We start from the raw sequence: 17,303 nt of genomic DNA, 5'->3' as shown, positions 1-17,303 counted from the left end.
GGATCAAATACTTGTCGCGCAAAGTCAAGAAAGCGGCCGCGCTCGGCTCGCACACTGGAGACATGACCGAAGCCGCCGCAGCACCGGACCACCTCGATGTCGTGATCGTCGGCGCCGGACTATCCGGCATCGGCGCGGCCTACCGGCTGCAGACCGAGTGCCGCGGCAAGACCTACGCCATCCTGGAGGCGCGCGACACCCTGGGCGGCACCTGGGACCTGTTCAAATACCCGGGCATCCGATCGGACTCGGACATGTTCACCCTCGGCTACCCGTTCAAGCCGTGGCGTGACGCCAAGTCGATCGCCGACGGTCCGTCGATCCTGCGCTACATCACCGAGACCGCGACCGAGCACGGCATCGACCGGCACATCCGCTACCGCACCAAGGTGATCGCCGCCGACTGGGACAGCGGCGCCGCGCGCTGGACGCTGACCCTCGAGCAGCGCGACGAGTCGGGTGCCACCGAGACGCGCACGCTCACCTGTGGCTTCCTCTACGCCTGCGCCGGGTACTACGACTACGACCGGCCCTACGCGCCGGCGTTCCCCGGCATCTCGTCGTTCGCGGGCGAAGTGGTGCACCCGCAGTTCTGGCCCGAGGACTTCGACTATCGCGGCAAGCGCGTCGTGGTGATCGGCAGCGGCGCCACCGCGGTCACGCTGGTCCCGGCCATGGCGGAGCAAGCGCAACTGGTGACGATGCTGCAACGGTCGCCGACCTGGATCAGCGCCGTTCCGGGCCGGGACAAAGTGGCCGACAAGATCCGCGAGCTGCTGCCGCCGCGGCCCGCGCACCGCCTGATCCGAACCAAGAACATCCTGTTCGGCATCGGCTTCTACCAGTACTGCCGGCGCCGTCCGGAAGCGGCGCGCAAGCTGCTCACCGGTCTCACCACCCGCATCCTGAAGGACGACCGGGCCGTCGCCGAGCACTTCACACCCAGCTACAACCCCTGGGACCAGCGGCTGTGCGCCGTCCCGGACGCGGACTTCTTCAAGGCGATGAAGAAGGGCAAGGCCGAGGTCGTCACCGACCACATCGACACGTTCGTGCCGGAAGGCATCCGGCTGACGTCCGGCCGGGTGCTCGACGCGGACGTCGTGATCACCGCTACCGGGCTGCAACTGCTGGCCTTCGGCGGCATCACGCCCAGCGTCGACGGCGCGCGAGTGGAGTTGTCCGACCAGTTCGTCTGGCAGGGGACCATGCTCACCGGCGTCCCCAACTTCGCCGTGTGCATCGGATACACCAACGCCTCGTGGACCCTGCGCGCCGATCTCACCTCTCGGTTGATCTGCAAAGTGCTCAATCACATGGACCGCAAGGGCTACGCTGCCGTGGTGCCCGAGCCGCGGGGCGAACTCGGCGAACACCCGCTGCTGGATCTGGCCTCCGGCTACATCCAGCGCTCCATCGGCGACTTCCCCCGCCAAGGCGACCGTCATCCGTGGAAGGTGCGGCAGAACTACCTGCTCGACTCGGCGACCACCCTGCGCACGGACTTGGACAAGACGCTCACCGGCACGCCGAAATCGGCGGTCCGGCCGCCGGTGCCCGTTTCCTAGCTCGGCGGAGGCGACCTATTCCGCGCCGAGGCGACCTATTCCGCGCCGAGGCGACCTATAGCGCGCGGAGGACGACGATGCCCGGCGTGGACCGCACGTACTCGGTGAAGGGCGAGTCCACCACTTTGTCGTTGCCCGCGAGCGAGGACGCGTTGCGGAAGACCGGCCCCGCGGCGGTCATGACGAAGATGCCGACGTGGGTGACGTCCAAGCCCGGCTGGTCGGTGTAGGCGCCGATGTAGTCGCCGGTGCGCAGCCCGTTCACGACGCTCTGGTCGACGGCCGCGCCGGGAATGTAGGTGATCGCGCGATCGACCACGGGGAGCCCGGGAAGGTAGTTGCCGCCGTCGGCTTTCGCGTTGAGGTGCTTGGTGACGGTCACCGCCGCGGGGCTCACCGCCGCCGTGACGTCGCCGGCCGCGACTCCGGTGGTGTGCGCCCAGTCGGTGAAGAAGTGTTTGCGCTGCCGGAAATCGACTCGGCCATCGGCGTAACGCGTCTCGATCAGGTTCCTGGTGAACTGGTCGCGGTCGGCGGATCTGCTGAGCGCCTCGACGTAATCGAGGTAGGTGAAGCAGTCCACCCTGCGGAAGTCGATGACCAGCTGTTCGGGCTGGGTCGCCGACCCGACCAGCATGTTCGCGCCGTAGGGCGTGCCGAGGAACGGACGCGACAGCAGCTCGATCAATTCGGCCTTACTCGCCGAAGCGGGTGCCTGAGCGCGCAACGACAGCACTTCGTCGAGCTTGCGCGCGGTGAAATCGTCGAGCCGCACGGCGTCCGGGGCGGCGAGCGCGGGCGGTGTCGACACCGCGGCGCAGACGAGGGCCGCGAGAACGAGCAGTACACGAGCGATGGTGCGCAAGACGCCTCCAGCAGCGGTGATCAGCCGATCGGGACACAACAGCGACCCCCACGGTAGCCCGGCGGCGGGCGCGCGGGGGGCATCATCGCCTAGCGCCGTCCAAACACCCTTCCTGATGGACTGAACGCCGGGCCGCGTCGCAGCGACCCGAACGTCCAACCGAAAGGGATATCCGACATGACGAGAATCGTTCGAGCCACCCTCGCTCTCGGCGGTCTGCTCGCCGCGGGTGCGCTGCTGGTTCCGGCGACCGCCTCCGCGCAGCCGCGGCCGGGTGGACTGCTCGAAACAACTTGCAGCTTCGCCCAGCTCGATGCCGCCGTCCACGCCCAGTTCCCCGATCTCGCCGCCCGGCTCGACGCGCATCCCGACCGCAAGGCGAAGTTGCAGGAGTTCCTGAGTCTCCCGGTCGAGCAGCGCAAGCAGCGTGCTCGGGAGTTCCTGGACAAGCACCCGGAGGCCAAGGGCAGGCTCGAGGAGCGCCGCGACTCGCCGCAGGCGCAGGAGCACCGCGACAAGATGCGCGTCCTCGCCGAGACCTGCCACAACTACTGAGCCAGGACGGGCGAGGTGTCGGACTCGCCCGTACCCCTCGGGTAGCCGCGCCGGGGTCGCGTCGACGCGACCCCGGGCGGTGCGTCATCCCTGGGCGCGCGGGAATTCGACGGTGACCGCGAGACCGCCGTCCGCACGCGCCGCCGCACGAACCGTGCCCCCGTGGGCCTGCGCGACGGAGCGCACGATCGACAGGCCGAGCCCGGCGCCGCGTGCGCCGGAATCGGCCAAGCGTTCGGTGGTGGAGAGTCGGCGGAACGGTTCGAAGAGGCTCTCGACCTCGAACGCGGGGACCGGCGCACCGCTGTTCTCCACGGTGAGCACGGCGCGGTCGCCGATCGCTCGGGACCGGATCGCCACCCAGCCGTGTTCGGGGAGGTTATAGCGCAGTGCGTTGTCCAGCAGATTGAGCACGAGGCGTTCCAGCAGGAGCGGATCTCCGAGCACAGTCGCGGGTTCGAGATCGGCGGAGATCTCGGCCCCCGGCCGCGCGGCGCATGTTCCGACCGCGTCGGCGGCGATGTCGGCGACATCGATGCGACGGTGTTCGGTCAGCCGCTGTTCGCTGGTCGCCAGCACCAGAAGGCCGTCGATGAGCCGTTCGTGCCTGCGGTTGACCTCCAAGAGCGTGGCGCCGAGCCGGCGGGTGGACTCGGGAACGCCGGGGTCTTCCAACGCCACTTCGATCAGCGTCCGGTTGATGGTCAGCGGTGTGCGCAGCTCGTGGGAGGCGTTCGCCACGAACCGGCGCTGTCCGTCGAAGGCCCGGTCCAGGCGCTCGAGCATCGCGTCGAACGTGTCGGCCAGATCCTTGATCTCGTCCTGCGGACCGTCGAGGGCGATGCGCTCGTGCAGGCTGGTATCGGCGACTCGCCGCGCGGTCGCGGTGATGCGCTGCAAGGGATGCAGGGCGCGTCCGGCCAGCAACCAGCCGAATCCGCCCGCGGCGATCCCCACCGCGCCGAGCGATACCAGCGACCAGACCAGCATGGCGCGCAAGGTGTCCCGCCGATTCCGCTGGGCCTGCTCGGTCAGCGCTTTGAACAACTCCGTGGAGACGGGCGCCCGGTTCCGCTCGGCCCGTTCGAGCAGATACTCCCGTACCACCTGCTGGGCGCCGCCGCCGGGCCGTCGCTCCAGCGACTGGTTCAGGTAGAAGTACATCAACGCGATGAGTACCGCACCGGCCAGGAAGAACGCCGTCGCGTACAGCAGGGTGAGCCGCAGCCGGATCGTGCGCCCGCTCATCGGATCCGGTACCCCACGCCGGGCTCGGTCTCGATCACCCGCGGCTCGCCCAGCTTCCGCCGCACGTTCATGATCGTGTACCGCACGACGCCGGTGAACGGGTCGATGTGCTCGTCCCAGGCCTTCTCCAGCAGCTGCTCGGCCGAGACCACGCCGCCGTCCGCGCGCAGCAGCTCGGCCAGCACCGCGAACTCCTTGCGCGACAGCGTGACCGGTGCGCCGTTCCTGGTGACGGAGAACCGGTGCGGGTCGAGCCGGATGCCGGAGCGCTCCAGCACCGGGGGAGCGGCGCTGCGCGCCCGGCGCCCGAGCGCCTGGATACGGGCGACCAGCTCGGCGAACGCGAACGGTTTCGTCAGGTAGTCGTCGGCGCCCAGTCCCAGACCCGCTACCCGTTCGGCCACGGCGCTCGCCGCTGTGAGCATCAGGATCCGGGCCGAGCCGCCGGACGCGGTGAGCGTGCCGCACACCGTGTCACCGGAGACCCCGGGTAGATCCCGATCGAGTACCACCACGTCGTAGTCGTTGACGCCGGTACGCTCCAGCGCCGCCGCGCCGTCGTACACCACGTCGACCGCCATGGCATGTCGGCGCAACCCGTCGGCGATCGCGTCGGCCAGCAATGTCTCGTCCTCGACAACAAGCACCCGCACCCCGTCATCGTGCCCCCTGCCGCTGTTGGTTGGCCGTTAGTTCGGCCCGGGGCCGCCGTCCTGGGTAGGCTCGCGACGACCCGGCGCACCCGACTCCGCAGGAGAGACAAGTCATGGCAGGCGACTGGAACACCCAGATCATCGAAGAATTCCGCGCCAACCAGGGCAAGGTCGGCGGCCCCTTCGAGGGCCGCGAGCTGCTGCTGCTCACCAGCATCGGCGCCAAATCCGGTCTTCCGCGCACCAATCCGCTCGCGTTCATCCGCGACGGCGACGACATCGTGGTCATCGCCTCCAAAGCGGGCGCTCCGACCAATCCGGACTGGTTTCACAACGTGCGCGTCAATCCGACGGTCACCCTCGAGATCGGCACCGAAACCCTCGAGGCGACGGCGACTCCGATCACCGAAGGGCCGGAGCGCGATCGCCTCTACGCCGCGATGGTCGAGGTGATGCCCGGCTTCGCCGAGTACCAGGAGAAGACCGACCGGGTGATTCCGGTCGTCAAGCTGACGCCGCGCTGAGCGGAGCCGGTGCGCGGTTCGTACCGGCGCGGTAGCCAATTCACGCCGCGCGGAGAGGTCAGCCTGCCGTGATCCCGGTGATCAGCGTTTGATCGGTTCCGGTGCGGGTGGTGATGAACTGGGTGAAGGTGTTCGGCTCTTCGTCCGGGAACTGCTGTGTCAACCGGACTTGCCACCGCGCTTGGCCGTCCGGGCCGTCTCCGGCCCGGGAGATCTCGACACAGTAGCGGGTGCCCGCAGGCACCTGGTTGATGCCGCGCTGGATCTGATCGGCGGGCGAGACCGCCGCGTCGGGGGCCACCACGGCGCGGGCCCGGTACCCGGACCGTTCGGCGTAATAGGCGTACTCGAAGGCGAAGATCGCGTCGGGGCCGTTGCCGGTGCCGCCCGGATCGGTGCCGGAAACGACGTCGGCGGTGCGCTTCTGCTCACATCCCAGCGTGGCGATCGCCCACGGGGGCTTGACGCGTGAGGTGGATGCCGAGGTGGTCGGGGCGGGCCCGGCCGCACGCGGTGGCTGCGTCGCCGCCACTTTGCGCGAATTCGCGTCGGAACCGTAGATCATGGCCAGGCCGATGGAGACGGTGGCGACCACGATGCCGAGCACGATCAAGACCGTCAGTGAGCGGTTGCCGCGCTGTTGATCGGTGCGCCGAGGATGGCGCACCGGGGTGCCGGGATGGATTCCGGAGCGATTGACGATCCCGGGCGTCGTGACGGGGCCGTCCTCGGACTCGACCGGCTCCGGCTCCGCGGACGCGGGGCGCTGCTGCGCGGCCACCGGTTGCGGCACTCGCGCGGCCGGTGGCGCGGGTTCGAGCCATTGCTCCCACTCGCCGAGGCGCGGACGGACACTCTGTTGTTCCGGAGGGCGCGGCGGTTCCGCGGGCTCGTACTCCGGCTCCCGTCGACGAATCTGCTTGCGGCGTCCGGGTGAACGCCGTCGCTTCGACGGCTTGCTCGCGGGAATGCGCAGCATCGGCAGACCCGTGTCGAACGGATTGGCCTGGCCCGCGTCCTGACTGGGATGTTCCCGGTCAGGGGGTGTCATCGTCGAATTCGCCCAGCACCGGTACGATCGCTGTCACAGCGGACGGGATGGTCACGCCGAGCTGTCCGTCGCGCGGCTTGTGCTCGTGGTCCTCGCCGCCCGGCGGCGGAGCAGGCGGCAGCACCATGCCGCCGGTCGGGCCGGGATGAACGGGGCGGTCCGGGCTGCCCGCAGGCGTCGGCGGCGTGGCGTCACCGGGCGGCGCGACGGCGGGCGCCGGCTTGCTCTCCGGCTTCGGCACGTCCGCCCGCGCGGCGGGCGCGGAATTGCCGGGCGGGATCACCGAACCGGGCCCGGTCGACGGCTTGTGCTCCTGCGACCCGCCGAAGTCGAACAGCTTCGAGGAATTCTTCGAGTCGTCGCCATTCGTGCCGGAGGTACCGGAGTTGGTGGTCGAGCCCGGGTTGATCAGTTCCGGGATCGCCTTGTCCGCGGCGGCCGCGACGGTGTCGATGCCGTGGATGCCGACTTCGGCGATCTTGTCGATGATGTGCGTGCCGATGTCGACGCCCGCGTTGATGGCCGTGGTGCCGAGGTCCACCCCCGCGGAGATCAGCTGCTGCTGCAATTGGAGCTGCGCGGCCATGGCCGGATCCATGGGCGTCGTAGTGGCCGGCGTCGTGGCGCCGGGCGTGGTGGCGCCGGGTACGACCTGCCCGGAGTTACCGGGGTAGACGGCCTGTCCCTGTCCGTGGGAGACGCCGGACGGTGCGGTGACCGTGAGCGGTCCCATCTCGTCGAGTCTCCTGGTGTGGTCGTCCATTTCGGTGCGCGCGGCCGTCACGGTGGTGAGCGCGTCGCGCAGCGCCTGGGTGGCGCGCGCGATGACCGCGTCGGTCTCCGGCGCGGAGGTCGAGTTGTCCAAGATCTCCCGTGCGTCGCGCCGGAAGTCGGCGATGATCTGGTCGACCTGCCGCGCCGCCCGTCCCGAGGTGGCGTGCGCGTCGGCGAGGACGGACAGGTAGGCGGGGCCCCGATCGGAGATGTCCCCGATCTGGGTCTGCGTGGTGCGCATCGCGGGCACCGCGCTGTCGGCGGCGCGGGAGGTCCAGGTGGACTCCAGCGCATGCAGGCCTTCGCGGTGCGGGCCCTCGGTGTCCGCCACCTGGGTGGAGGCGGCCGAGAGCGCCCCGGTCGCGGCGGCGCTGGGCACCCCGACGCCGGTGCCGAGCGAGGAGCGCAGCGTCAGTAGCGGGCGGACCAGCGCGGCCACGATCGGCGGGTCGGCCCCCGGCTCGGTGCTCGACGGCCGGGTGGTCTCGGCGGCGGGCTGGGTGGTGTGCGCCCGTTTCCGCAGTCCCATAAGGCTTCTCATGCCAGTGCCTCCCCCGAACGGGTGATCGCGCCCGCCGTTTCGGCGTCGACCTCCTGCGCGTTCTCGCTGTAACCGCGCAGGACCCGGCCGTAGGCGCCGACCAGTTGTCCGGCGGTCGACAGCGCTTCCGCGTGTTCGGATACGGCCGCCGAGAAGCGCGCCGCGAATTCCGCACCCACCAGGCCGAGATCGGCGGCCAGCCGGTCGGGATCCACCGCGCCGGAGGCGACCGTGGCCGCCGACGCCAATTGTTTCGACACCGCGTCCGCAATCGCGGTGTAGGCGGCCATCGCCGCCGGGTCGAGCTTGAGCGTGTCCACTGTTCCCCTCCCGGATCCCAGTCTGTCGCTACCGCGCCATGATTCACCGCCAAGGGTACTGTGCCGGAGCGCTGTCATGCGCCCGATCCTGGGTGGTCCGTTTCGCATAGCTGCCACCCTGCCGTGTGTCCGGCGCGCGGCGCGGCGCGAGCGCGATCCCGCCGCGTCCGCGGGCATGGTCCCGGGCGTCGGCCGACGTCCCTGTTCACGCCCTTCGTCGCACCGGCCGCATCGGCGTCCACCTGAGCAAACGCGCGCGTGTCGAGATTGTTATTCGGAACAACAAATTAGTTGTTGTGCGCTCGGTCACAGTCCAATATGTTGCTGTGGACAACATTCGTTCCACTCCGACCGGCGGGGACATCGTCCCGGCCGGTGATGAAAGGCCCACTCATGCGCAAGGGCATGTTCAGCGCTGCCGCGTTGTCGTTCGCGCTCCTGGCCGCCACGCTCACCGCGTGCGGCGACGATTCCGCGAATTCCGGTGGCAGAACGCAGATCGGCGTGATCCTCCCGGACAGCAAGACCTCCGCTCGTTGGGAGACGGCGGACCGTAAGTACTTACAGCAGGCGTTCGAGGCCGCGGGCGTCCAGGCCGATATCCAGAACGCCCAGGGTGACAAGAACGCCTTCCAGACCATCGCCGACCAGATGATCACCAACGGCGCCACGGTCCTGGTGATGACCAACCTGGACAGCGGCACCGGCAAAGCGGTGATCCAGAAGGCGAAGTCGCAGGGCGTCACCGTGATCGACTACGACCGGCTCACTCTCGGCGGCGGCGCCCAGTACTACGTCTCCTTCGACAACGTGAAGGTCGGCAGCCTGCTCGGCGAGGGCGTCGCGCAGTGCCTGACCGATCGCAACGCGGTGCGTCCGGTGGTCGCGTATCTCAACGGCGGACCGACCGACAACAACGCCACGCTGTTGAAGACCGGCTACGACGGAGTATTGAAGGCCCGGTTCGACGGGGGCCAGTACGTCAAGGGCCCCGATCAGGCCGTCCCGGAATGGGACAACACCAAGGCGGGCACCATCTTCGAACAGATGCTCACCGGTCGGCCGGACATCGGGGGTGTTGTCGCGGCCAACGACGGTTTGGCCAACGCCGCGATCGCGGTGCTGAAGAAACAGAAGCTGAACGGGCAGGTGCCGGTCAGCGGGCAGGATGCCACGGTCCAGGGCCTGCAGAACGTCCTGGCGGGCGACCAGTGCATGACCGTCTACAAGGCGATCCAGAAGGAGGCCGAGGCGACCGCGAAACTCGCGGTGGCCCTGGTGAAGGGGGAGCAAGGCAGCACCAACGGCGCGGTGCGCGACCCGGAGTCGAACGCCGACGTGCCGTCGGTGCTGCTGGAGCCCAAGCCGATCTACCCGCGCGACGTCAAGGACGTGGTGGCCGACGGCTACGTCACCAAGGCCGAGCTGTGCACCGGCGGGTTCGCGAAACTCTGCGCGGACAACGGGATCTGATATCGCACGCCCCTTCCGCGGTTCGATGAGGGGATTGCGGAAGGGGCTCCATCCTTCGGAGGAGCTACCCAATGTCCGAACTGCCGGTCATCGAATTACGCGGAGTAGAGAAAAGCTTCGGTCCCGTCCACGTCCTGCACGAAGTCGCCTTCAGCGCCTATCCCGGCGAGGTTACCGCTCTCGTCGGCGACAACGGCGCGGGCAAGTCCACGCTGGTCAAATGCATCGGCGGCACCCATCCGATCGACGCGGGCGAATTCCTCTTCGATGGCACGCCGGTGCAGGTGCACAGCCCGCGCGACGCGGCGGCGCTCGGCATCGAGATCGTCTACCAGGATCTCGCGCTCTGCGACAACCTGGACATCGTCCAGAACATGTTTCTCGGCAGGGAACGCAGGCGCGGTCTCGTGCTCGACGAATACGCGATGGAGGAACTCGCCGGGAAGACGCTGGCGAGCCTGTCGGTGCGCACCGTCAAATCGGTCCGGCAGCAGGTCGCCAGCCTGTCCGGCGGACAGCGCCAGACGGTGGCCATCGCGAAAGCCGTGCTGTGGAACAGCAAGGTGGTGATCCTCGACGAGCCGACGGCCGCGCTGGGCGTCGCGCAGACCCAGCAGGTGCTCGAGCTGGTGCGCAGGCTCGCCGACCAGGGGCTGGCGGTAGTGCTCATCTCGCACAACATGAACGACGTCTTCGCGGTGTCCGACCGGATCGCCGCGCTCTACCTCGGCCGGATGGCCGCGCAGGTACGGACCTCCGACGTGACGCACGCGCAGGTCGTCGAATTGATCACGGCGGGACGCAGCGGTGCGCTCGGCCTCGAGACGAGCGGAGCGACCCGATGACCGCGGTGACCACCGAGCGGCGACCGGCGGCGCCGGTGACCGAGCTGATGAGCGGCTACGTCGGCCGGGTGCGTGGCGGCGACATGGGGGCGTTGCCCTCGGTGATCGCACTCGTCGTGCTCTCGGCCGTCTTCTGGGCGGCGCGCCCGGTCTTCATGTCCGAGGCCAACTTCGCCAATCTGTTCACGCAGGGTGCGGCGATCGCGGTGATCGCGATGGGGCTGATCTTCGTGCTGCTGCTCGGCGAGATCGATTTGTCGGCCGGGTTCACCAGCGGTGTGTGCGCCGCCGTGCTCGCCGTGCTGCTCACCGACAAAGGATGGCCGTGGTACGCGGCGGTGCTGGTGTCGCTGCTCACCGGCGTGGTGATCGGGCTCGTGATCGGCACGGTCGTGGTGAAGATCGGGATCCCGTCGTTCGTGGTGACGCTGGCGGCGTTCCTCGCGTTGCAGGGCGTGGCGCTGAAGATCATGGACAACGGTCGCAACATCTCCATCCGCGACGAGACGATCGTCGCGATCGCGAACAAGAACGTGCCGCCGGCGATCGGCTGGGCGTTGTACGCGGTGCTGGTCGCCGGATTCGCGCTCGTGCAGTACCGGAAGTTGCGGGCGCGCACGAAACTCGGTCTCACCGGCACGACGGCGCGGGCGGTCGTGGTGCGCGTGGTGCTGCTGGCGATCGTGGCGGGCGCGGCCGTGCTGGTGCTCAACGGCGAGCGCAGCCGCAACCCCGCGTTGCACTCGCTGGCGGGGATGCCCATCGTCGTGCCGCTGATCGTGGCGCTGTTGCTGCTGTGGACGTTCGTGCTGGACCGCACCGCGTTCGGCAGGCACATCTACGCCGTCGGCGGCAATGCCGAGGCCGCCCGGCGCGCGGGCATCGCCGTGGATCGCGTGAAGATCACCGCCTTCGTGCTGTGTTCGACCATGGCGGCGGTCGGCGGACTCATCGCCGCGTCGCGCGCGAACTCCGTCGATCCGAACACCGGCGGCAGCGACGTGCTGCTCACGGCGGTCGGCGCGGCGGTGATCGGCGGCACCAGCCTGTTCGGCGGCCGCGGGCGGATGTTGGACGCCGTGCTGGGCGCCGCGGTGGTCGCGGTGATCAACAACGGCATGGGGCTGATGGGCTACAGCGCGGGCACGAAATTCGTTGTGACAGGATTCGTGCTGCTCTTGGCGGCCGGAGTGGACGCCCTGTCCCGTAGGCGTGCGCTCCTACAGCGATGAACCCCCCAGCCCCGTGACGAAAGCCCGGTGAATGCGAGCAGCACCTTCGCCCGAGGAGATCCGCACGCGCAATCTCGCCGCGTTGCTGCGGCATGTGCACCGTGACGGCGCGGTGTCGCGCGCCGCGCTCGCCGAGCGAATGGGGTTGAACCGCAGCACGATTCTCGCGCTCACCACCGATCTGGCGGCGGCAGGCCTGGTGAGCGAGGAATTGCCCGGGCAGACCGGACGGGCGGGCAGGCCGTCGCTGGTGGTGCGGCCGCGGGCCGACCGGGTCTACGTCGTCGCGCTGGACGTCGGCGCCGACCGCCTCGCCGCCGCGCGGGTCGGGCTGGGCGGTTCGGTGCTCGAGCGCACCGAGACCGCCCGTCCCGGCGGCGCGTTCGACCCGGACGAGGTGATCGCCGCGCTCGCGGCGATGGCCAGGGCGATGATCGCCACGGCCGCGCCCGACGCTCGGTGCGTGGGCGTCGGGGTCGCGTTCTGCGGCATGGTCCGCGAGGAGGACGGCGTGGTGCGGTACGGGCCGAATCTCGGCTGGGTGGACGTCGCCTTCGGCGCCGAGCTGACCAGGGAGCTCGATCTCGGCCTGCGCGTCGCGGTCGGCAACAACGCCAACCTCGGCGCGCTGGCCGAACGCGAACGCGGTGTCTGCGTCGGCCTGGCGAACTCGATCTACCTGCACGGCGATGTCGGCATCGGCGGCGGCATCATCGTCAACGGCGAATTGCTCGGTGGGGACGGCGGTTACGGCGGAGAAGTCGGCCACATGATCGTGAATCCGGGTGGGCGGCCCTGCGCCTGCGGATCCCGGGGCTGTCTGGAGGCCGAAGCGGGCGAACTGGGGTTGATCGCGGCGGCGGGACGCAGCGATCCGCCCGGGCAAGCGGCGGTGGACGCGATCGTCGAGGCCGCCGCCCGGGGCGACACGACGGCGCGGGACGCGCTGCGCCAGGTCGGCGAATGGCTCGGGTACGGCGTCGCCAATCTGGTGAACGTCTTCAATCCGTCGGTGGTGGTGTTCGGTGGCGTGCTGCGGGAGATCTATCTGGCCTCGGCGGCGCAGGTGCGCAGCCGGTTGGCGGTGAACGGCCTGCAAGCCGTCCGCGAACGGGTCCGGTTGCGCACCAGCGCGCTCGGCGGCGACGCGACCCTGATCGGCGCCGCGGAACTGGCCTTCACCGACGTGCTCACCGATCCGTTGCAGACGCCGGCCCGACCGTCGGCCGCGCGCGCCTGAGGATTCCGGCCGGATTCACGCGGCCCCTGCCGCGCTGAACTGCGACAGGTGGCCGGCGAGCAGTCGGACGCGCACCCGCTGTTCCTCGGTGGTTTCCTCGGGGTGGTGGATCTCGATGCTCAGGCGGTCGTCGAAGGTGCTGATGATGATGGTGCCGCTCGGCTGCTGGAGCCGGTGCCCGGTCTTGTCCGGCTTGCCGAGCATGATCGAGCGGAAGTCGGTGATCCGCAGCTCGTCCGGCACCCGTGGTCTGCGCACGCGTCCCCAGTTGGTGGCCAGCACGATTCCCGGGGCGCGCGGCGGAGGGCCCGCGGTGATCTCGGGGATGTGCAGCGGGGTCTGCTGCACCATGCCCGTGTCGAGTCCGGCGCGCAGCGTATCGCTGATGTCGCGGGCCAGATCGATGAGCGTCGCGCCGGTCCGCCGCGCCGGGACGAAGTTCGCGAAGCCGAGCACGTTGGTGCCATCGGTCATCCCGATCGGTGGCGTCACCCGGCTGCGCAGGTCGACCGAGTAGGTGTAGGACAGGTCGGTCAGCGGCAGCCCGCGCAACTCGGCCTCGGTGAGCAGGATCGCGGCGGAGGCGAGACCGTTGATCGTGGTGCGCTCCCGGTGCCCGAGCTCGACCAGCGCCGCGGTCTGCTTCCGGGTCAGCCTGCAGCGTGCGGTGCGGGGGACGAGGTAGCCGGGATCCTCCGGGCCCGAGCGACTCCGGGCGACATCCATGGGGCGGTGCGGCACGGCCGTGGCGTCGATCTTCCGCACGCCGCGCTCGTGCAGCAGGTCTTCCACCGAACGCGGGAAGCCGTGCGGCGGCAGGTCGGCCTGCCCGCGCCGGACGAGGTCGGTGTAGCAGGACCACAGCTCGGCGAACACGGCCAGCGAATGATAGGCATCCGCGACGCTGTGGTGGGTCACCAAGGTGAGCCCCGCGCCTGCGCCGTCGCGGACGACGCCCAGCGCGGCGACCGCGGTGCGCTGGTCCAGCCGGGCGCCGGTGAGCAACCGCTCGGGATCGCCTTCGGCGACGGTCAGCTCCGGTGCGGCCCCCGCTGATTCGAGCAGAAGGTGCCCGCCGCGCCCGTCCGGCTCCAGGCGGGCGCCGAGGATCGGGCGGGAGCGAACCACGGCTTCGAACGCCGCCGAAAGCGCGGCGAGATCCAACCGCCCCGCGACCCGAAGCGAATAGCCGACGAGCACTTCGCTGTTGGCGAAGATCGCTTCGCTCGGCGCCAGCGGGCGGATGACGGTTGCTGCGGTCATGTCGCTTCCTTCACCTGAGCCTGTCCCGAGGCTAGTCCGAAGCCCGGACGCGCCAGGCTTTTTCGGCAGCATCATGTGTTTCCTGTATCGGCGGATCCGCGGCCGCCGTTTCGTCTCGTTGCCGTAACGACACCTGGTCCGAAACCCGCCCTCCGGCCTGGAGCCCAGGGTTAGCTGCGCCAGATACTAGAGTGATACTCTAGAGTTCTGCTCTAGAGGAGGCTGCCATGACCGAACTCGTCACCTACCGGCTCGACGGCGGGGTCGCCACGATCACGCTCGACGACGGCAAGGCGAATGTCATGTCCGAGAACATGATCGGCGCCATCGCCGCCGCCTTGGACCGGGCCGAGGCCGACCGGGCGGTCGTCCTGTTGACCGGGCGCCCCCGGATGTTCTCGGCCGGCTACGACCTGGCGACGTTCTCCCGTTCCGCCGACGACATCAGCCGTACTCTGCGAGCCGGTGGCAACCTGGTCCATCGGCTGCTCGGTTTCCCGTATCCCGTCGTGGCGGCCTGTCCGGGGCACGCGATCGCCCAGGGAGCGTTCACGCTGCTGGCTACCGACGTGCGATTCGGTGTCATGGGGGATTTCGAACTGGGCCTCAACGAGGTCGCCATCGGGCTGACCATCCCGCACTACGGCGTGGAAGCGGCGCGGCACCGGCTCACCGCGCCCGGATTCGACCGGGCGGCGAACACCGGAATCCTGGTCGGGCCCGAGGAAGCCAGGGAATTCGGCTTTCTCGACGTGCTCGCCGCCGACGCGGACGACCTGCGCACGCGCGCGACGGCCGAAGCGCACCGATTGACCGGAATCGACTTCGCGGCGCACGCCGGGACGAAACTGCGGGTGCGTGCGCAGGTGCTCGCCGCGGTGCGTTCCGGCATCGACGCCGAGTTCGGCGCGTAGCGGGCCGTGCGCACCCGGGAGCGGATCCTGGCCGAGGCGACCGAACAGCTCCTGGCCAAGGGGTATCCGTCGTTCACGATGGCCGGCGTGCGCGATCGGCTGGGCTTGTCCAGCGGCAGCATGTTCCACGCGTTCGGGTCGAAAGCCGAATTGGCCGCTGCGGTCTACGTCTCCGGGATGCTCGACTATCAGCGGACCGTGCTGGACGACCTCGACGCACCGGATATCGGTCCCGAGCAGGCGATCCGCGCTATGCTCGCGGCACATCTCGGCTGGGTGCAGGATCATCGCGATCTCGCCCGCTTCCTGTTCGCCACCTTGCCGGACGAGGTGGCACGCGCCGCCGAGCCCGAACTGGCACAGCACAATCGGGCCTTCTTCGGCGCGCTGCGGCGCAGATATCGAGAGTTGCTCGGAACCGCAGACGTGGTCGGCGAGGGCTATCCGGTGGCCCACGCGATCTGCATCGGACCGGCGCAGGAGTATTGCAGGCAGTGGGTGCGCGGGCGCGTATCGCCGCCGCCGCGCTCGCTGACCGCGACCTTCCAGGATGCCGCCGTCGCCGCCCTCGCCACGCTGAGGCGTTAGCCGCTCGACGCGACCGCTGCTCACCACGAGGCCGGGACGTGACGAACGATGGAGTAGCGAGACGCGGGTCCGCGCCGAGCGTGGCGCGGTGACTGCCCGCCGACGCACGAACCGGTCGGCACACCGTCGACTGCTGTTCACCGCCATGCTGCCCGCGTCGCACGGCACCGATGGCCGTCGGCTCGCACGCGGATCTCCGCGTCGGTTGCGGATCGGCCACGGGTGCTCGACAGTGGTTGTCGAGTTACGGTGCGGCGACGGGAGGCCACCATGGACCGTGCGGACGTGGTAGTCGTCGGGGCGGGATATGCCGGGCTGTGTGCGGCGCGGACGTTGCGAGCGGCCGGTCGGGATGTCGTCGTCCTGGAGGCGAGTGACCGTGCGGGCGGTCGCACGCTGACCGCGCGGGTCGGGGACGGATGGGCCGTCGATCTGGGCGGACAGTGGATCTCGGGCGCGCACACGCGATTCGCCGCGCTGGCCGAGGAGTACGGCGCCGCGACCTACGCGCCGCCCGAAGGGGTCGACCTGCTGGTGGAGGGAGTGGTCCGGCGGCCGTTCGCCGGCGCCCGCCCGCCGCTTCCGACGTTCGTCCTGCTCGTGCTCGCCCAGGCCATGTGGCGGATGGAACGGATGGCCGCCCGCATCGACCTCGCCCGCCCGTGGACCACACCGGGCGCGGACCGGCTGGACGCGATGACCGCGGCGACCTGGTTGCGCCGGAACGTGCCGGAGCGGCGCGCGCGGAACCTGGCGGAGGTGATGATCGGAGAGGAGCTGTGCGTCGACGTGGGCAGCATTTCGATGCTGGGTCTGCTCACCACGATTCGCTCGGCGGGCGGTGTCGAGCCGGGGATCACCGCCGAGACGGTGACCCGCCTGTTCGTCGACGGCGCCGATGGGCCCGCGCTGGCCATCGCCGCCGAACTGGGCGACGCGGTGCGGCTCGGCGCGGCGGTCACGAGTATCCGTCAGGGCGTGGATGGTGTGCGGGTGAGCGCCGACTCCGGTGACGTGGACGCCGGGCACGTGATCGTGGCGGTGCCGCCCACCCTGGCCGGACGCATCGCCTACGACCCACCGCTGCCCGCCGCGCGGGACCAACTGACCCAGCGCATGCCGATGGGCTCGGTCCTGAAATCCTTCGCGGTCTACGAGCGGCCGTTCTGGCGCGACGACTCGTTCACCGGCCAGTCGCTGAACCTGCACGATCCGGTGCCGGTCACCTTCGACGCGACGCGCCCCGGCGGTCCGGGCGTGCTCGGCGCACTGGTGCCCGGCCGGGCCGCGCAACGGCTGGCCGCCCTTCCCCCGGCGAGCGACGCGCCATGATCATCGGTTCGCTCGTGCGCGCTTTCGGGCACGTCGCCCGCGAGCCGATCGAGTGGCACGAAAAGGTCTGGGCCGACGATCCATTCGCCCGCGGCGGCTACAACTCCTTCTTCCCGCCGGGCGTCCTGACCACCCTCGGCTCGGCGCTGCGCCACCCGGTCGGCGCGATCCACTGGGCCGGAAGCGAAACAGCCACGGAATGGTCGGGCTACATCGAGGGGGCGATCCGCTCGGGCGAGCGCGCGGCCGGCGAAGTGCTGGCGGCCGATCGCGCCGTCGCCACAGCCTGATTGCCACAAGGTTGCCAGAAGGCTGGC

The 17,303-nt window shown here is 69.8% G+C and carries 16 protein-coding genes and 1 pseudogene; 10 read left to right on the top strand and 7 right to left on the bottom strand.

The features are described from left to right. The first annotated feature begins 62 nt into the window (after positions 1–62). Positions 63–1,568 carry a flavin-containing monooxygenase gene (locus NG1_RS16225; RefSeq protein ID WP_062971779.1) on the top strand — a complete coding sequence of 502 codons (1,506 nt, stop codon included), beginning with the start codon at positions 63–65 and terminating at the stop codon, positions 1,566–1,568. A 55-nt stretch (positions 1,569–1,623) separates the two neighbouring features. Here the strand turns inward: NG1_RS16225 and NG1_RS16220 are convergent, their stop codons facing one another. Then, the gene (locus NG1_RS16220) at positions 1,624–2,433 is read right to left on the bottom strand and encodes a DUF1460 domain-containing protein (RefSeq protein ID WP_062971655.1); all 810 of its coding nucleotides are present in this window, start codon (positions 2,431–2,433) and stop codon (positions 1,624–1,626) included. Positions 2,434–2,610: 177 nt separating this feature from the next. On the opposite strand from NG1_RS16220, the gene NG1_RS38335 reads away from it, so the two are divergent. Beyond that, positions 2,611–2,988 (top strand): hemophore-related protein, encoded by a 378-nt coding sequence (locus tag NG1_RS38335; RefSeq protein WP_062971653.1) that lies wholly within the window; start codon positions 2,611–2,613, stop codon positions 2,986–2,988. A gap of 84 nt (positions 2,989–3,072) precedes the next feature. Here the strand turns inward: NG1_RS38335 and NG1_RS16210 are convergent, their stop codons facing one another. Further along, positions 3,073–4,236: a sensor histidine kinase gene (locus NG1_RS16210; protein WP_062971651.1), complete on the bottom strand. Its 1,164-nt coding sequence runs from the start codon at positions 4,234–4,236 to the stop codon at positions 3,073–3,075. Beyond that, positions 4,233–4,889: a response regulator transcription factor gene (locus tag NG1_RS16205; protein ID WP_174315468.1), complete on the bottom strand. Its 657-nt coding sequence runs from the start codon at positions 4,887–4,889 to the stop codon at positions 4,233–4,235. Before NG1_RS16205 ends, NG1_RS16210 begins: the two co-directional genes overlap by 4 nt. A gap of 113 nt (positions 4,890–5,002) precedes the next feature. Here NG1_RS16205 and NG1_RS16200 point away from each other — a divergent pair, with 113 nt between their 5' ends. Next, a complete protein-coding gene (locus tag NG1_RS16200; protein ID WP_062971649.1) occupies positions 5,003–5,413 on the top strand; it encodes a nitroreductase family deazaflavin-dependent oxidoreductase in 411 nt (136 codons plus the stop codon). Positions 5,414–5,471: 58 nt separating this feature from the next. Here the strand turns inward: NG1_RS16200 and NG1_RS16195 are convergent, their stop codons facing one another. Genes NG1_RS16195 through NG1_RS16185 form a run of 3 tightly spaced genes read right to left on the bottom strand, consistent with a single transcriptional unit; the run spans position 5,472 to position 8,099 of the window. Beyond that, a complete protein-coding gene (locus tag NG1_RS16195) occupies positions 5,472–6,464 on the bottom strand; it encodes a DUF8176 domain-containing protein (protein WP_062971647.1) in 993 nt (330 codons plus the stop codon). Then, entirely contained in the window at positions 6,451–7,779 is a 1,329-nt protein-coding gene (locus tag NG1_RS16190) for a hypothetical protein (RefSeq protein ID WP_062971645.1), read from the bottom strand. Before NG1_RS16190 ends, NG1_RS16195 begins: the two co-directional genes overlap by 14 nt. Then, complete coding sequence (locus tag NG1_RS16185; RefSeq protein ID WP_040865232.1) at positions 7,776–8,099, bottom strand: hypothetical protein; 324 nt, start codon at positions 8,097–8,099, stop codon at positions 7,776–7,778. Before NG1_RS16185 ends, NG1_RS16190 begins: the two co-directional genes overlap by 4 nt. Before the next feature lie 378 nt (positions 8,100–8,477). Between NG1_RS16185 and NG1_RS16180 the strand changes: the two genes are divergently transcribed. The 4 genes from NG1_RS16180 to NG1_RS16165 all read left to right on the top strand — a co-directional run bounded on the left by NG1_RS16180 (position 8,478) and on the right by NG1_RS16165 (position 12,889). Then, positions 8,478–9,572 carry a sugar ABC transporter substrate-binding protein gene (locus NG1_RS16180; RefSeq protein ID WP_245659927.1) on the top strand — a complete coding sequence of 365 codons (1,095 nt, stop codon included), beginning with the start codon at positions 8,478–8,480 and terminating at the stop codon, positions 9,570–9,572. A 71-nt stretch (positions 9,573–9,643) separates the two neighbouring features. Continuing rightward, the gene (locus tag NG1_RS16175; protein WP_062971641.1) at positions 9,644–10,417 is read left to right on the top strand and encodes an ATP-binding cassette domain-containing protein; all 774 of its coding nucleotides are present in this window, start codon (positions 9,644–9,646) and stop codon (positions 10,415–10,417) included. Beyond that, positions 10,414–11,649 carry a sugar ABC transporter permease gene (locus NG1_RS16170; protein WP_062971639.1) on the top strand — a complete coding sequence of 412 codons (1,236 nt, stop codon included), beginning with the start codon at positions 10,414–10,416 and terminating at the stop codon, positions 11,647–11,649. Before NG1_RS16175 ends, NG1_RS16170 begins: the two co-directional genes overlap by 4 nt. Before the next feature lie 31 nt (positions 11,650–11,680). Continuing rightward, positions 11,681–12,889 carry an ROK family transcriptional regulator gene (locus tag NG1_RS16165; RefSeq protein ID WP_062971637.1) on the top strand — a complete coding sequence of 403 codons (1,209 nt, stop codon included), beginning with the start codon at positions 11,681–11,683 and terminating at the stop codon, positions 12,887–12,889. Between the two features lie 15 nt (positions 12,890–12,904). Here NG1_RS16165 and NG1_RS16160 read toward each other — a convergent pair whose 3' ends face one another. Beyond that, a complete protein-coding gene (locus NG1_RS16160) occupies positions 12,905–14,152 on the bottom strand; it encodes a phthiocerol/phthiodiolone dimycocerosyl transferase family protein (RefSeq protein ID WP_062971635.1) in 1,248 nt (415 codons plus the stop codon). A gap of 227 nt (positions 14,153–14,379) precedes the next feature. On the opposite strand from NG1_RS16160, the gene NG1_RS16155 reads away from it, so the two are divergent. From NG1_RS16155 to NG1_RS16145, 3 genes and pseudogenes are all read left to right on the top strand, one after another. Continuing rightward, positions 14,380–15,066 carry a crotonase/enoyl-CoA hydratase family protein gene (locus NG1_RS16155; RefSeq protein ID WP_062971633.1) on the top strand — a complete coding sequence of 229 codons (687 nt, stop codon included), beginning with the start codon at positions 14,380–14,382 and terminating at the stop codon, positions 15,064–15,066. 6 nt (positions 15,067–15,072) lie between these two features. Next, complete coding sequence (locus NG1_RS16150; RefSeq protein ID WP_062971631.1) at positions 15,073–15,654, top strand: TetR/AcrR family transcriptional regulator; 582 nt, start codon at positions 15,073–15,075, stop codon at positions 15,652–15,654. Positions 15,655–15,924: 270 nt separating this feature from the next. Further along, positions 15,925–17,276, top strand: a pseudogene (locus tag NG1_RS16145) (flavin monoamine oxidase family protein). Positions 17,277–17,303 lie beyond the last annotated feature (27 nt).

It is taken from the genome of Nocardia gamkensis NBRC 108242 (assembly GCF_001612985.1).
GTDB classification, from domain to species: domain Bacteria; phylum Actinomycetota; class Actinomycetes; order Mycobacteriales; family Mycobacteriaceae; genus Nocardia; species Nocardia gamkensis.
This window is presented reverse-complemented; position numbering and strand designations above follow the sequence as displayed.

What these genes read in the sequence shown, in the direction of transcription:
- NG1_RS16225 (WP_062971779.1), top strand. Translation starts at nt 63, where the DNA reads ATGACCGAAGCCGCCGCAGCACCGGACCACCTCGATGTCGTGATCGTC.
- NG1_RS38335 (WP_062971653.1), top strand. Translation starts at nt 2,611, where the DNA reads ATGACGAGAATCGTTCGAGCCACCCTCGCTCTCGGCGGTCTGCTCGCC.
- NG1_RS16210 (WP_062971651.1), bottom strand. Translation starts at nt 4,236, where the DNA reads ATGAGCGGGCGCACGATCCGGCTGCGGCTCACCCTGCTGTACGCGACG.
- NG1_RS16200 (WP_062971649.1), top strand. Translation starts at nt 5,003, where the DNA reads ATGGCAGGCGACTGGAACACCCAGATCATCGAAGAATTCCGCGCCAAC.
- NG1_RS16195 (WP_062971647.1), bottom strand. Translation starts at nt 6,464, where the DNA reads ATGACACCCCCTGACCGGGAACATCCCAGTCAGGACGCGGGCCAGGCC.
- NG1_RS16190 (WP_062971645.1), bottom strand. Translation starts at nt 7,779, where the DNA reads ATGAGAAGCCTTATGGGACTGCGGAAACGGGCGCACACCACCCAGCCC.
- NG1_RS16180 (WP_245659927.1), top strand. Translation starts at nt 8,478, where the DNA reads ATGAAAGGCCCACTCATGCGCAAGGGCATGTTCAGCGCTGCCGCGTTG.
- NG1_RS16175 (WP_062971641.1), top strand. Translation starts at nt 9,644, where the DNA reads ATGTCCGAACTGCCGGTCATCGAATTACGCGGAGTAGAGAAAAGCTTC.
- NG1_RS16170 (WP_062971639.1), top strand. Translation starts at nt 10,414, where the DNA reads ATGACCGCGGTGACCACCGAGCGGCGACCGGCGGCGCCGGTGACCGAG.
- NG1_RS16165 (WP_062971637.1), top strand. Translation starts at nt 11,681, where the DNA reads ATGCGAGCAGCACCTTCGCCCGAGGAGATCCGCACGCGCAATCTCGCC.
- NG1_RS16160 (WP_062971635.1), bottom strand. Translation starts at nt 14,152, where the DNA reads ATGACCGCAGCAACCGTCATCCGCCCGCTGGCGCCGAGCGAAGCGATC.
- NG1_RS16155 (WP_062971633.1), top strand. Translation starts at nt 14,380, where the DNA reads ATGACCGAACTCGTCACCTACCGGCTCGACGGCGGGGTCGCCACGATC.